Origin of the sequence: Oceanobacillus sp. AG, from assembly GCF_009746545.1 — a bacterium.
In the GTDB taxonomy this organism is placed as follows: Bacteria; Bacillota; Bacilli; order Bacillales; family Amphibacillaceae; genus Oceanobacillus; species Oceanobacillus indicireducens.
Window position 1 is genome coordinate 1 of sequence record NZ_WOWT01000050.1, and the last position, 15,466, is coordinate 15,466.

Sequence of the window (15,466 nt, forward strand, 5' to 3'; positions counted from 1 at the left end):
AGTTGCGTTCCGAAGTTCCCATAGACCCAAAATGGGGCGTAAAGAAGAACTCGGAAGGAAAAAATGTTTTTTGGTTTGGCTACAAAGCTCACTTAATCGTTGGCACATCCAGTCAATATATTTGGATTCCCTCTTTTCATCAGGCAATCTAAATGATGGGAAGGCTGCCATTCCGTTACTTAAAAGCGTTCAGGAACGCTTTCCTCAATTGAATTTACGTCATCAGACAGCGGATGCAGGCTATGACTTTGAACCGATTTACGAGCAAGTCCATCGAATGGGCCAACAATCTGTGATTGCATACAACAGACGAAATGAAGGGGAACTACTAGGTTACGACAAACACTTTGCCCCCACCTGTTTTCGTGAGCATTCTTATCGTTACGATAGCTTTGATGCCAAATATGAAACATTAAAATTCACGAATCCAAAAGAATGTAGTGACTGTCCTTTGGCGAATGAAGGCATCTGTCAAAAGGTTTATAAAATGAAAATAACGAAAGACCTTCGGAAGTATACTGTTCCAGCCCGCGGTTCCAAAGCATGGGACAATATTTACAAACGTCGCACCGCTGTAGAACGCGTGAACGCCTATCTTAAAGAATGGTTTCAGTTGGACAATGTTCGTTATCGTACGGGAAAGCGTGCAAAAGTCCATTTTGACATGGTAACCCTTGTTTATAATGCATCAAAGCTCGCCGCAGATCGTATCGATGCGCAATTAAATCCATCACAAACTGCATGATTTCTGTTTTTAAAAATACAATTTAGAAATTCTGTACGTCTTTGTATTTTTAAAAAGAGCAATTATGAAATTGATTCCATCATCAAAAGTTATAGATGTCAAAACATAAAGTTAACTATATGAAGTTTGCAAAAACCATAAACCCATATCTATCAAGGGTTTGTTCATTTTTATCGATTATGTAGGATTTTATACATGGTTGATAAATTAACGATTTCGGCTAAGACCTTTTTGTATATTGATAAATGCATATCATATACAAACCTAGTTAACATTTATAGGAATTAATCTAATAAAAAAAGGCTACTTAACGTAACCTTTTTTATCAATCATTTCCTATTTATTTTTGACTTTAAGAGCCTTAATTACTTCTTTTGTTGCCTCAGCAATAAGCTTGTCATTATAATCTGCATCCTTTTTATCGCGACTTGAAAGTACAGCAAGAACAATAGGATCTCCTTTTGGTGGCCAAATGATTCCAATGTCATTTCTCGTACCATATGATCCTGATCCAGTCTTATCAGCCACTTCCCAACCTTTCGGAACTCCAGCACGAATTAACGCATCTCCAGTCGTATTTCTTTTCATCCAATCGATTAAAAGTTCACGTTTCTCAGCTGGAAGTGTATCTCCCAATGTAAAAGCCTGAAGACTAGTAGCAAGTGCTCTTGGTGTACTTGTATCATAAGTTTCACCTGGATTAACTTCGTTTAACTCTGGCTCATATCGCTCAGGATTAGTAACATTATCACCAATCTCATCCAGTATTTTCTTAAATCCAGTCGGTCCCCCCAGTTCCTTAAGTATAAGGTTCGCCGCAGTATTGTCACTGTATCTAATAGAAGCATCAGCAAGCTCCTTAAGAGTCATCCCTGTATCAACATGCTTTTCTGTAATCGGATTATAATTGACAAGATCATCGCGTGTATAGGTAATTCTTTGATTAAGGTCTTCTATTGATTTCTGTTGTAAAAGTGCTCCTACAGCTAGAGCCTTATGAGTAGATGCATATGCAAAACGCTCATCTGGGTGATAGACTACGGTTTGGTTTGTACCAGTATCCAACGCAAAGACACCAAGTTTAGAATCAAATTTATCCTCAAGTTTGGCAAAATCATCTTTAATTGCGGTTTCTTGTTTTTTTTGCTTAGGTTGAGCGGAATGGGTGTTATCCTCTGAACAACCTACAAGGGTTACACATGAGAGAAGTAGGACAGGTACAATTTTTTTAAAAGTACTAAAAATTATGTTCCTTGATTTCATTAAACTAACCCCTTTCAAAAAATATAGTTATCCATATAAGTAAAATTAGTCTTACTTTCACTCTTACATACTGAATCTTACTCATTACTCTCCCTTTACCTTTTGATAACTTCGCCTGTTCAACCACCTACAGCGAAATGGGCGAAAATCTCATCGATACGAGAAAAAGACCGTCTTTGATATATTGGGTTTCGGGGTAGTACCAGCGGAGCTGTCATCCAATGCTAATGATGATTTATTCGTTTGTACTAATCGCCAACAAGCGCTTTAGGTTGTCATCAATAAATTTATTATCGGCACTGTTCATTCCGCGACCGGCAAAATGGCCCCAAATCGACTCGATAGGATTAAAAACAGCATTAGGTATAAGCTTAACCTCGTATTCGTTATCGTCCGCAGTGCAGAAGAGATCCGTAATCCCTGGCATGACGCAGGCAAATGCATTAATGCTTTTGAGAGCCTCATTGAAATTTCCGTTATAGGCGGGGTTTGCACTAATATCTGCAAATTGGCCTGTCCATAACATAGCTAGGAAATTGTGCGGATCCATTTTCATAAAGCTATTTTCATAGACGCCAGACACAAAATCTTCCAATGAATCAAATCCCATTTCTCGATAAAGTCCCTCTCTATAATAGTCTTGTGATAAGCCCCATCCCGCATAGACTCGGCCAACAGCACGCATGTCTTCAGAAGTCAATTGGTTTAGTTTACTTGAATCGAAGCCAATTGTAGCCATAAGGGCAGCTTTCATTCCGTCCAGGACCACATACGTTTGCGGCCAAGTCTTTGCACCTCCGCAGAAAGGTGCAATTCGTTCCACCATGTCGGGGTAACTTGCCCCCCATTGGAATGATTGAATGCCTCCCATTGACCATCCAACTACGAGCGCAATCTTTTGAATGCCGAATTTTTCGGTCACCAACCGATATTGTAATTTTACGTTGTCATATATGGTTACTTGCGGAAAATTAGCCTTGTCAAATGGAGGAGGCGTGTTACTAGGAGACGAAGATAATCCGTTTCCCAGAAGATTTGGAACAATAATGAAATATTTCTGCGGATCTAGTGCCATGCCATTTCCAATTAGCCATTCATTCTGAACATGTTGGTCGCCAAAAGCAGTTGGATAGATGATGACATTATCTTTCTTTTCATTCAATTTCCCGTAAGTCTTATAAGCAAGAAAAGCGTTCGGCAATGTTACTCCTGATTGCAAGGAAACATCACCCAAATCAAAAATTTCGTAATCCATTGTATTGTTGCTCCTTTCAAAGTGAAATCCAAAATGTATTTCTTGTTGTTAGTATAAACCTGTGATAACCTCAAATAAAGTGAATAAAATTCATAGTAATATTCAATAATATTGAAAGTGAGAGGAGGTAGTACGATGGAATTACGCCAACTGAATACGTTCCACACGGTTGCTTCAACTTTAAATTTCAGTCGGGCTGCGGAAGTGCTGAACTACGTCCCTTCCAACGTCACGATGCAAATAAAAGCATTGGAGGAAGAGCTTGGCGTTCGTCTCTTTGACAGATTGGGCAAACAACTCATACTCACAACTGCGGGTAAGCGCTTTTTAACTCATGTCCAAGGTGTTCTAGACAAGTTGGACGAAGCTCGCAGTGCCGTTCACGATAATGAAAATCTAACCGGTACCTTAACGATAAGTGCCAACGAGGTTCTTTGCGCCTATAGGCTTCCAGCTGTCTTCCAGCTATTTCGTTCGCGCTATCCAAGTGTTCGTCTCATCTTCCGCTCTGTTCCAAATCAGGAACTCAAGCAAACTCTCTTTGAGGGAACCGCGGATGTCGTCTTTATGCTGGACGAAACCATTCTCTCAACTGGGCTTACAGTGGAACCGTTGCTGGAAGAAACTTTCCGCTTTTTCGTCGCTCCTGATCATCCTCTCGCGAAACTAACTGTACTACAGCTGGAAGATTTTCACGGAGAAGTGTTCCTGGTCAATGAAAAAGGTTGTACCTATCGAACCATGTTTGACCGGTCATTTGAGAAAAAAGGCATTGATGATATTACTTATTTAGAGTTTCAAAATGCCGAAGCCATTAAACAATGTGCAATTTCGAGAATCGGCATTGCCTTTCTTCCGGAAATAACAGTGGAAGCCGAAGTTGAACGGGGTGAACTTATTGCTCTTCCATGGCAAATTCCGGACTTGCACGTATATACACATATGGCATGGCATAAAGACAAGTGGCTTTCACCAATTATTTTATCTTTCATAGAAGCAGCAAGGGAAGTTATAGCTATAGAGAAAAACTTATCTTGAAATCAAATTTTCCGTTAAAGGGCGCTTTCCTTGAGAAAGTGTCCTTTCTTGTATTGCAATTGTACATGTTAACGAAGCAAATGAGGAAATTGAATATACCTATGTTTTTTTACTTTTAATCATTTAGAAAATGAGAAGTGATATCACTTGTCATTTACTGGTACATTCCGTGTCATTCAGTGGTAAAAACTATGTCAGAGGTGGTACATTTCAATGGCTGTAATCAACTTTTTGATCAAACATAATTCCAAAGTTACAATTGTTCTTGTCATTCCACGTTTGTGATTCATTCCATCCGGAGGAAAGTGAAGCGGAAAATAGACTTAAAAACAATCAAGTAAACAAATTCGAAAAGATGACTTGCAAATGCCGTTAAAACCTTGTGTATCAACGCTTTGAAAGTGAATGTAATTTTGAATCAGTGAATGTAAAATGAATGTACTGAATGGAAACTGACTTGAAAAAATATAAAAAACTGTAGAAGTTTATAGAATCAAAACTTCCTCAAAACCAATCAAATCAAGCGTATCCTTATTTTTATATTAATCTATACAAAACCATATATAACCAGAACAAAAGAGCGTAAGAAATACGGTCTTAAAGGCGCTCGTCGTGCACCACAGTTCTCGAAGCAGTCTTAATAAAAACATTGATATATTTACGTATACAGGCTATCTCATTTATGGTGAGACAGCCTGTTTTAGTAATGAGTGCCACTCTTTTTCGAATATTTTTCTAATAGCTTAAATATAGATAGAGGGAAAGAACCGTTCCTAAAAAGCCATTCATTTGGGAGAGAATAAGTTGTTAACAAGCTGCACTTCAATGATTAAGGAAGAAGCCCTGAAGTGATGGCTTAAAATCATGTCATGCATAAATGATATAGGGGAGGGAAAAGAACGATGTCTGACAAAAAGAGAGAAGATAATCAAGATGAAAAGTCGTTGTCTGAATCTAAAGTAGCTGTGGATACTTCTAGAAGGAAATTTCTTAGAACGAGTGGAATAGCGGCTGGTGGCGTGATTGGAGGGGCAGTATTAGGTGGATTATTCAATTCCGTTCCAAACAAAGGAAACAACAGAAGAAGTAATTAAGGAAGAAGCCATTGATTACAGTGAAGCACGTCTCTTTTTTAAACAGAAAAAAGACTTTGACGTTCTTAGTTTTGTAACAGAACGGATATTTCCAGAAGATGAGAATGGCCCAGGAGCAATTAAATTAGGTGTCCCTTATTTCATTGATAAACAACTAGCAGGTTCGTATGGTTCGAATAAATTTGACTATATGAAAGGTCCTGTTCAAAAAGTAAAAGTTGATTCGTCTTATCAAACGTTAATGACACGTGGCGAAGTATTTATTGAAGGTGTTCGAAAGTTGAATGACGAAAGTTTAAAAACCTATGATGCAGAGTTTTTTGATTTAGAAGGTGAACAACAAGACGAGATACTAACAGCAATGGAAGCTGGAGAAATTGAATTACGTAGTGTTAAAGGCTCGACATTCTTTAACTTATTACGTCAAATGACGATTGAAGGAGCATATGCTGATCCGCTTTACGGTGGAAACAAGAACATGATGAGGTGGAAAATGAAAGAACATCCCGGAATTCGTGCGGGTTATAGTGACTTAATCGAAGAAGAGGAGTTCCAAATCATTGAACAAATGAGTTCAAAAGATTATCAGAGTTAAACACAGATAACGTAATAAAGTAGGAGGAATGTTATGGCTATAAAATTAGACAAAGTAGATGTTGTCGTAGTTGGTACAGGTTGGGCTGGTGGAATTCCTTCAGCTGAACTAGCAAAAAAGGGATATAAAGTAGTAGCTCTGGAACGAGGGAAAGATCATGACCATAATGATTTCGTCGGCTCTAAAGATGAGCTGCTGTATGCATCTCGTTATGAAATTATGACAGATAACTCTATTTCAACTATCACAGCACGTGGCAGTTTAGATGAGGAAGCATTCCCGCTTCGAACACAGAGAGAGAACTTTGAAGGAAACAACGTTGGGGGGAAGTAGTGCCCACTGGTCAGGTGTTACTCAGCGTGGACGTAAATTTGACCTTCAAGCACGCTCTATTACGATTGAAAAATATGAAGAAGATAAAATTCCAGAAGATATGAATTTACAAGATATGGGGATATCATATGATGAGTTGGAACCTTACTTTGACCAATTAGAAAAAACAGCGGGTACATCTGGTGAAGAGGACCCTATGGGCCCACCACGTAGCGATAGCTATCCTACAGGTCCAATGCGTCCTTCATATCCAGTAAAATTATTTAAAAAAGCAGCATCCAAATTAGGATACCACCCAATTATGATACCGTCTGCTAACCTTTCTGAGCAATATGAAAATCCAGATGGAGAAACCATTAATGCTTGCCAATATTGTTCATTCTGTATGATGTATGGTTGTGACTTTGGTGCGAAATCAGACCCAATTGCAACAGTTATTCCTACAGCTATAAAAACAGGTAACTTTGAATTACGTACAGATTCCTATCGGCGTGTGATACATAAAGACGGGAAGGCTTCCGGTATTTTATATGTAGACATGCGTACGGGAATTGAATATGAGCAACCTGCTGACGTAGTTATTCTGGCTGGTTATACTATTTCTAACACACACTTAATGTTACTTTCGGAAATTGGAAAACCTTATGATCCGCAAACAGGAGAAGGAGTTATTGGTAAAAACTCTGCCGGATTAGCATCTCCAGGTGGAAGTGCGACTGGTTTCTTTGAGAATGAAAAGTTCAACTTATTTATGGGGGCAGGTGCTTTAGGGGGGGACATTTAGTGACCTCGATAGTGACAATATCGATAATTCCAACTTAGACTTTATCGGTGGAGGAATTTGTGAAATTCGTCAACGTGGCTCAGGACCAATTGGTTCCAACCCGGTACCACAAGATACACCACGATGGGGGAAAGAATTTAAAGAAAAATCAATTCACTATGCAAACCGTATGTTAAGTGTTGGATTTATGTCACCATCATTCGGTTGGAAATTTAACTATATGGACTTAGATCCAAAATATGTAAATATGTTCAATGATCCACACTAGCGTTGCATTAAAACTATTTCTGAAAGTCAACCATCTTGATTAGCTACCCGGCTTAATCAGGAGAATATTCTGTCATATATTCCTTCTATAAAATTAAAAAAGAACAACGAGGGTTTAAAGGTAGCCCTTCATCCATTTTTGAATTTTATATACTATTTAAATGAGTGGATCATAAACCAAGTTATCTAAATAAAAAATCTCTCCTAATTCATATTGTGCTAGGGTTTCTTCAAAGATACGTTCGTGTTCTTGCCGCCGTCGTCCTCTAGATGTGCCTTCAGGTGGTTTAAACACTTCGGAAATAAAATTCGTCATTGATTTATCCCAGCAATCACGAATCCAGTGAAGCATCTCTAGTAGTGTGCCTTTATAGCTTATTCTGTTCTTCATAAGCAGTGTTAAACAGTACGTGATCATCGCTAGATAGAGCTGATTGTATACGGCATTTTCACTTTTTCCATACAACTTTTTGATTACAAGGTGTTGCTTTACCCATTTGAAAAATAATTCAATTTGCCAACGATTTCGGTAAAGGTCGCTTATTTCCTGTGCACTCACCTTTGCATCATTACACACGATTCTAATTTGATTCCCTTCACTATCTCGGGTCTCTACTAATTGCAGTTCATGCTTCATGTTTCCAATCTTTATAATCGCATGTCGAGTGATTGGAGAAGTATCGTCAGCCGGCATTTCCTCGATGACATGCACAACAGTATTTGATTTAATTCGTGTCACAAAACGAATACCAGCTTTCGAATAGGCTTCAAACTTTTCAAAGTTGAAATAGCCACGGTCGAACACATGTAGTACTTTTTTATCCGCTATAATCAGTGCATCCAGCTGCGTTTCATCCGCAGGTCTTGCCGGACTGAGATTTACTTTATTTGGATAAGAAATGCCATTGCAAAAGGAAATGGAAGTATGCATCTTCACGCCAGCTTTTGTTTCTCGAAAATCTGCCCATTCATATTGACTGAGACACATGGATATCGTTGATGAATCAATCAAATGAAGTTTACCAAGTTCCTTACTTACCATTCTTGGTCCAAGTATATGGTGCAACTTCTGAATTAAATGATGTAAAATTACTTCAAAAATTTCGTGTGGAATGTCTCTGTTTTTTCGAGAAAGCTGTGACTTACTAATACTTTCAATACCTACCAGCCTTTGAACTGTTTTCTTGCGTTTAATCGTATTGCTTATTCGTTTTAAACTATCTAAATTTTTCAGTTGCGCATAGATAAAAGCATTCGTAAAAGTTAGTATATCTAGCTTTTTAACATACTTATCAAGTCCAGCGTGATCAACCATTTTTTGAATGACTTTTGAATCTAATGGATGAATGTATTCCTTGAATACAGTTTTTATGGTATGATTGTCCATGAGTTCTCCTTATAATTTGGGATTTGGACAGGACTACCATTCCCTTATTATAAGGTTTTTTATAGACTTTTGTAGTGAAAACTCCCATTATTCCTAATGTTCCAACTAAATATTTTTCTTGACATTTGTAGAAAAACTTTATGCAACGCTAGTGCGCTGCGGTATAATCTGCCAAAGTGTGAGCAAAGATTATTCTACACCCATTATCCTACTGTAATGAAATGTTTATTAGATCATCAATTTCACGCAAGCCATATAAATATGGCTTTTCTAACTCAGTAATCGTAACACTATATGTTGATCCTTCCCCATCGTGGAAGGCAATCTTATCACCAAGTCTGAGATCTACCTCTCCTGTTACGAAAGGATACCATAATCATATATTTGTTCTTTGACAAAGAAAGCACAGAAGATAGCGCTGTGCAGTATAAACTAAAAAATCAGATATGTTCTAAGGATGATGAGCCACTCGATTCATACGCCATGACTTTTTTTAGAAACGAGCGATAATCTGTGAGTCTAAGGCAATCGAGGTGGATTGCTGGCAATAACCTATCAGTTAGGATAATGATACTTACATAATCATTTTTTAATTTCTAATAATTTAAGTTGTATTGCTCTAGTTATTGCTTCCCCTCTTGTTTTCACTCCTAAAGCTTTATATATTTTTGATAATCGATGCTCTATTGTTCTATCAGATAAAAATAACTTTTCAGCTATTTCTTTATTGGTTAACCCTTCAGAAATAGCTTTTAAAATAACTAAGTCTCTTTCAGATAATCCATGACTCTCTTCGTTAATATTTTTATTCTTTTCTTTGAAAATTGATAAAGGAATAATAGTTTGGTCAGTTAATACCTTATGAATTAGTTGAATTAATTCAGACTTTGTTGCCGTTTTACTTATAATACCACTGACTCCAATTTCGGTAAATAATTCTAAGCATTCTTGATCAGCAAAACCTGTATATAGTATAATTTTTTGCTTTTCATTTTTTTTAAGTAATTCTTTTGATAATTCGATTCCTGTCATATCAGGCATTTTGATATCAACAATGTAAATATCGAAAACTTCATTTAATGATAAAGCTTCTTTTCCCGTAGATACATATTTTGCAGAAATTTCCCCCTCGCTTTCTAACATAGTTTTTGTCCCTTCGCCTACTAAATAGTGATCATCAACAATTAGAATTTTCAACATTGTATCACCCCGGTATTGTTATATAAATTTGAACATTTTTCGGTGAATTTGTAATAAACTCAATGGTACCATTTAGACTCTTAATTCGCTCATTAATACTTTTAAGTCCTATTTGCTCTGTATCAAGTGCTTCTTTATCATCAAAACCTTTACCATTATCTAGGTAATCAATATATAATTTTTTCTCCGTTTCCCATATATAAATCGATACGCGTTTTGCACCAGAATGTTTTATTGCGTTATTTATCAACTCTTCCACTACGCGATAAATTATTAATGATTTTTCGTAATAATTGAATGTATCAGTTGTTAACTCAACTTCGTAATCTAAGCGAAAAGGAGCTTTATGTTGTGATTGATGTAATAGTTTACCTAAAGAAGAAGATAAACCACTGTTAAGTAAAGTGTTAGGTATAATTTCCATATAAGTCGCTCTTGTTCTGTCAATAACCTTCTTAAATTCATTCTTTAGAGGTATTAATTCAGAATACTTTTCTTCTGCAAGAGTATCTAACTTTCGGAAAATGTATATTTGGTCTTGTAAGATTGTATTATGAATATTATCTGCTATTCTTCTTCTTTCTATTTCTGCGATATGAAATAAAAAACGAGACTGGGAAGAAGAAAATTCAACATTTGATTCCATTATTTTTGTTACAAAAGTTTCGTTAATCAAGATATTCTCATAGGTAAGCCGAATATAAGTAATAAAAATCAGCAACCAAGATTTCTCATAAATTTGAAAACGCATGTGTTTCTTGGGTTTTTTTATCCATAAATAGTGAATTGTCTTTGATTGTTTAGATAGAATAAAACCAATATAGTTCTCATAATCAATTAATATTTTATCTTTTTTTGCGTTGAAGTTTTGGAGTGGGATATCCTCAAAGTTAGAATTCCCAATTAAATGTTCTCTTTCAATTTGATTTGTATCGGTATTATATTTAATGATAGTTGCTTCAACTGGATTAAACATTTTGTTTATTTCCTGTGCAACATAACTATTTAAATCTGAAAGATTCAGGACATTTTTTAAGTTTTGTATTAATTGTTCTATCCCTTGTATGATATTATTTTTATCCTGGAATAAAGCATAACGAAAATAGTAGTCAATCTTTTCTTTTAGTAAAAGAAATATCGCATTAAATAATAATAATATACCAAAAAGTTGTATCAAGTGAATAAAGTCAAATAAAGAACCAAACCAAATTAAAACTAAAGCAATAATAAATGAGGGTATTAATGCTAGACAGAGATAATAAAGGAAACGATTAACCATAAACCTTAAATCTAAAAGGCTTTTTGCCAAAATTAAATAAGTGTATCCAATTGGAATAGCAAAAAAAGCCCACGTTGTAATAAAGGGGTCAATCCATGATTTACCAAATAATAGAGGTATTGCATAGAGAAAAAGAAAAGGCCCAAATGAAAATATCGGAATACCTACCATCCAACGTAAAAAAGATTTATCTTGATAATTAGAGTGTAATAAATAATAAAATATCCTGCATAGCGGAATAAGGATATTGCTTAAAAAGTAAATTATAGAAAGAATTTTGATAATACTTGATAGTTGTTTAAAGAAAATAGAACTGAATTCCAAACAAATAACAATAATTAAAAGTAATAGATTTACTTTCTCTGTTTTAATTTTTCTTCTGTAAGTAATTCTTCGGTAAAACAAAATTTCAGTAATGAATTTATTGAAAAACCAACTACTTAATTGGAAGCAAATAGTGAATATTATGATAGCTAAATAAATCTCTGTTGATTGCAGAAAGGCTGTAAAATATGTAATAGAGCCTGTTAATAAAAAGTAAATTAAGAAATGACTAGACTTTTTGCTGCTTTGTGTGTATATCATATAAGTAAAGATGGAAATAACTGCTGAAAAGATACATGGTAAATACATAATTTCCCATTTGATATTATGATCATTATAATAAAAAACTCTACACAATAAATAGATATGCAGTAAATAAAATAATAATTTTACTACTTTGTATTTATCTAATTTTAGCATTAAATTTCCACTCCTTTTACACCAACGTTCTTTAGAGAGGAGGTGAAAGTATGATTATGCAAATCGTTCAACAACAATTAGGAAAAAAAGCACAGTATGACAAGTCAACATTCGCTAGTAATAATGTAAAATTTAATACAGAATTAAATCTTTCATCTGAAGATATTGCTATTATTAAAGATTCTGTAAAAGAAAATAATGTTACTACATTTCTTAATTCGCTTACCTCTACTACATGGAAACCTTATAAAAACATCTAAATTGAAGCTAAAGTATATCTTAATTTTACTGGCATCCAATGCTTAACTATGCTATATCCATATAATTAGAACAGGAAATTAAGTTGACTGTCCATTCTCATCAAATCTTAATGATTTTAGTAACCTATTAGGATTTGATGAGATACCTAAATTTACGTACTTATACCCTCACACATTTCGGCTATCTTAAAATAACAATAACTATTAATCCTTATCTTAATCTTCCAAACCCCCTCTTATTAAATCTGGTTACACTTTTATCTACTTCCTTAGTATATAATATCATAAAAAAATCCTTATTTATTAGCACCGTATCCCTTAAATATTATTGAAGTATATTACGGAAAACCGCAAAAGATACATGAAAAATGTTTAGGGTTTTCTTAGGGAAAATACTGTTAAAAAAGATGGTAGAATCTAGGTAGGGTAATTGTAAGACATTTCTATCTTGCTACTTTAATAGTCCAATGTAAGCTCTCAAACGAAAAGTGCAGTAAAAAAATTGTACTCGAGGGGAAATTAATATACGGATGGCAATGCAGAAATGCTTAATAAAAACTCTGTTAGGAATGGATGATTAAATAGCATGTCAATTTTAACCATTATTAAGATTGTTCTTGCAATTACTGTTTTGGGCTTATTCTTATGGACTTTCAAAAGTGGCAAAAACTATGATGAAGATACTTTTAAATATGGTAGATATATGATTTATTTAGTTGTCTTAGAAGTTTTAATACTATTAGTTTTAAGTTTTTATAGTACGTAAATAGATAATATGTCTCTGGAAGTAAAATTATTCTAAACTAAGTAGAATGGCTTTTCCTATTAAAAAAGCACTAGAGTTGAAAAAATAATGCCCTCTAGTGCTTTTTTTATCCTTTTGTTTACTTTAATTATTCTTTTCCTATAGAAATAATATTTAATAACAAGTCTTTCTTACTTTTGGATAGATTAAATTGATCAATAATTCTTTCATATTTGCGGATAAATATACTTTCTACAATTGAACAATAAAGCAATGCGTCCTTGCTCATCAAATCTTGATGAATCGTTGAAGGATCTTTATTTGATAAGCTATTAAAATAATAATCTTGAATATTTTCATACACTTTATCATTTGTGTTTAAATAGTATAAAATCGGTAATGTTCTTTTTTTGAGTAATAGATCATTTTTAATGAATCCATTCTTCAAATCAGCAACATCATTTCTTAATTGAAAAATGACTCCTAAGTAATTAGCATATTCACTTATTATTTTCTTTACTCGATTATCTACATTAATTGCACCTAGCAAACATGCTAAAGCAATTAAAGAGCCTGACTTTAAATAGCACATATGTAAATAATCAGCTTCAGTCAACAGCTCATTTTTTAAATCTATCTGTTGGCCGCTTATGGCTTGTAAAAGAAATTGATATATATTATTTTTCAACCATTCAGTATCACTTTTATCCCCTATTGTATCAACTTCATTTAGACATATAAGTAAGATTCCAACAATAATATTAAAACTATAAGCTTCATCTATTTTACTCCATGGTATATCCTTATGGGCATCTTTATCTTGTATATCATCCATAATATCAGAGGCTAGAATAATTAATTCTATGATAGTCATTGCCTTCAATTTATATATATTGTTTTTATCTTCTCTGAAGATATCAAAATGAATTTCAGTAATTTTGGCAAAATTTAAGGATTCGTTAAATTTGTATTCAATATAATGATTTATTTCGGTTTTTATACTTTTTTCCATAAATCCTTCATTTATCATTTTTTTTGCCATATTTACTAATTTCTCTCTTTGCATTATAATCCCCCCTAATATCTACCATACCATATATTATAATAAAATCAGGGATTTTTTATCATTACAAAAGAGTCAATTATATTAGGTATACAGAATTATAATTAGTCTTAAATACCGGCACATATACGATTAAGTTAAACTTTTGAGAAAAAGTCAAATTTAAATATTTAGGAGATTCCACAAACTAGACTTTAAAATTTTCGGAATACCGCAAACAAAAATTTAGGGGATTTTTGCGGTAAATACAGTTTGAATATATGTTATGATCTAAAATAAGATATCCTAATTATTCCCTTTTCAATAATTATTTTAATAATTAGCTAGGTCTAGGTAGGAGTAAAGAGGTTTTTTTGTATATTGTTAAAATGATTTAGTTATGATTATTGTAGATCCTTTTGTCAGACCATTGCTAGTATCACGAAAATAACTTTCATAAATAGTAAATAAAAGGACACTTGGAAATTTGTCCGTTCGGTTTTCGTACTGACAGTTATACTTAAGAGCAAAAACTAGCACATTATTATCAGTCCAGTTTAACGGACAAAACAACTTTTATTCCTAAGAATGAATTTCATAATTCTTACCGCTTGTCTCCCATCGGTTTTGAGAGATGAAAAAAGAAGCACCTCCCCAAATCTTGTATAATGGTAATATCCACAAAACTATAAAAAGACTGAAGGAGTGCTTCTTATGACCATTATACGACAATATAGCCTATTTGGCATCCAAGAATTATACGACATGGAACCTACCCAAAAATATGAAGCGATTATTTCTGCGATAGATTTAGATGCAATTTACCATGCAGTAACTAAGAAATCACGTTTTGGTGCGCCTGAAGAGCTAAATTATGGTGCCATGATTATTTCCGTTTTTGTTCGATACGTGGAACGAATTCCCACCATTAAAGACCTGGTTAAACGACTGAATGAAGACATTGCTTTCAAGCTGAATTGTGGATTTCTCGTTTCTGACGATGTCCCTTCTGAAGCGTCTTATTCTCGGCTTTTAACCAAGCTAAGTGAATCCAATATCCTGGAAAAGGTTCAAGAAAAGGTAGTCCTTCAAGCTATTTCAGAGGGTTTTATTATGGATGACACGATTGCCATTGACGCTACACACTTTGAAGCTAGGGATCAAGCACCACCAAAAGAAGAAAAGCCAAAGCCTAAACCTAAAAAACGCGGACGCAAATCCAAAGAAGAGCGCGAACAATGGTTGAAAGAACAAGCTGAAAAAGAGCCAATCTACCTCTTTACGATAAAAAGATTGAAGCTCAATTAGTGTAAAGCTCCACATTGTTCCATCTAAAACACTTGCTAATTGTTCAAATTCCTCCAGATTAAAAATAGACTTCCCTGCTATAATGTGCTAAGTTTTTTTCATATTAATAGAGGGGAGTTTTTTAATT

The 15,466-nt window shown here is 34.3% G+C and carries 12 protein-coding genes and 3 pseudogenes; 9 read left to right on the forward strand and 6 right to left on the reverse strand.

The features are described 5' to 3' along the window. Positions 1–745, forward strand: a pseudogene (locus tag GN217_RS17905) (transposase); the annotation flags it as partial. A gap of 336 nt (positions 746–1,081) precedes the next feature. Here GN217_RS17905 and bla read toward each other — a convergent pair. Then, positions 1,082–2,008 (reverse strand): class A beta-lactamase, encoded by a 927-nt coding sequence (bla, locus tag GN217_RS17910; protein ID WP_156858006.1) that lies wholly within the window; start codon positions 2,006–2,008, stop codon positions 1,082–1,084. A gap of 235 nt (positions 2,009–2,243) precedes the next feature. After that, a complete protein-coding gene (locus tag GN217_RS17915) occupies positions 2,244–3,263 on the reverse strand; it encodes an alpha/beta fold hydrolase (protein WP_156858007.1) in 1,020 nt (339 codons plus the stop codon). A 135-nt stretch (positions 3,264–3,398) separates the two neighbouring features. On the opposite strand from GN217_RS17915, the gene GN217_RS17920 reads away from it, so the two are divergent. The 6 genes and pseudogenes from GN217_RS17920 to GN217_RS17940 all read left to right on the forward strand — a co-directional run bounded on the left by GN217_RS17920 (position 3,399) and on the right by GN217_RS17940 (position 7,107). After that, positions 3,399–4,301, forward strand: coding sequence for a LysR family transcriptional regulator (locus GN217_RS17920; protein WP_156858008.1), 903 nt, complete (start codon positions 3,399–3,401; stop codon positions 4,299–4,301). Positions 4,302–4,870: 569 nt separating this feature from the next. Then, positions 4,871–4,942, forward strand: a pseudogene (gene rpsI, locus GN217_RS17925) (30S ribosomal protein S9); the annotation flags it as partial. 261 nt (positions 4,943–5,203) lie between these two features. Further along, positions 5,204–5,395 (forward strand): twin-arginine translocation signal domain-containing protein, encoded by a 192-nt coding sequence (locus GN217_RS19115; protein ID WP_232334497.1) that lies wholly within the window; start codon positions 5,204–5,206, stop codon positions 5,393–5,395. Further along, positions 5,343–5,990, forward strand: coding sequence for a gluconate 2-dehydrogenase subunit 3 family protein (locus GN217_RS17930; RefSeq protein ID WP_232334498.1), 648 nt, complete (start codon positions 5,343–5,345; stop codon positions 5,988–5,990). Before GN217_RS19115 ends, GN217_RS17930 begins: the two co-directional genes overlap by 53 nt. Before the next feature lie 33 nt (positions 5,991–6,023). Further along, on the forward strand, positions 6,024–6,323 hold the full coding sequence (locus tag GN217_RS17935) for a hypothetical protein (protein WP_156858009.1): 300 nt from the start codon (positions 6,024–6,026) through the stop codon (positions 6,321–6,323). Continuing rightward, positions 6,295–7,107: a GMC family oxidoreductase N-terminal domain-containing protein gene (locus GN217_RS17940; protein WP_198042719.1), complete on the forward strand. Its 813-nt coding sequence runs from the start codon at positions 6,295–6,297 to the stop codon at positions 7,105–7,107. The genes GN217_RS17935 and GN217_RS17940 overlap by 29 nt, the downstream gene beginning before the upstream one ends. Positions 7,108–7,531: 424 nt before the next feature. On the opposite strand, the gene GN217_RS17945 is transcribed toward GN217_RS17940, so the two are convergent. The 3 genes from GN217_RS17945 to GN217_RS17955 form a co-directional block, all read right to left on the reverse strand. Continuing rightward, a complete protein-coding gene (locus GN217_RS17945; protein ID WP_156858011.1) occupies positions 7,532–8,761 on the reverse strand; it encodes an IS4 family transposase in 1,230 nt (409 codons plus the stop codon). 582 nt (positions 8,762–9,343) lie between these two features. Continuing rightward, on the reverse strand, positions 9,344–9,961 hold the full coding sequence (locus GN217_RS17950) for a response regulator transcription factor (RefSeq protein WP_156858012.1): 618 nt from the start codon (positions 9,959–9,961) through the stop codon (positions 9,344–9,346). 4 nt (positions 9,962–9,965) lie between these two features. After that, entirely contained in the window at positions 9,966–11,984 is a 2,019-nt protein-coding gene (locus GN217_RS17955; protein ID WP_156858013.1) for a sensor histidine kinase, read from the reverse strand. Between the two features lie 50 nt (positions 11,985–12,034). On the opposite strand from GN217_RS17955, the gene GN217_RS17960 reads away from it, so the two are divergent. Further along, positions 12,035–12,244, forward strand: coding sequence for a hypothetical protein (locus GN217_RS17960; RefSeq protein ID WP_156858014.1), 210 nt, complete (start codon positions 12,035–12,037; stop codon positions 12,242–12,244). Positions 12,245–13,137: 893 nt separating this feature from the next. On the opposite strand, the gene GN217_RS17965 is transcribed toward GN217_RS17960, so the two are convergent. After that, positions 13,138–14,055, reverse strand: coding sequence for a polyprenyl synthetase family protein (locus tag GN217_RS17965; RefSeq protein WP_156858015.1), 918 nt, complete (start codon positions 14,053–14,055; stop codon positions 13,138–13,140). Positions 14,056–14,745: 690 nt separating this feature from the next. Between GN217_RS17965 and GN217_RS17970 the strand changes: the two are divergent. Continuing rightward, a pseudogene (locus tag GN217_RS17970) lies at positions 14,746–15,338 on the forward strand (transposase); the annotation flags it as partial. Positions 15,339–15,466: the final 128 nt, after the last annotated feature.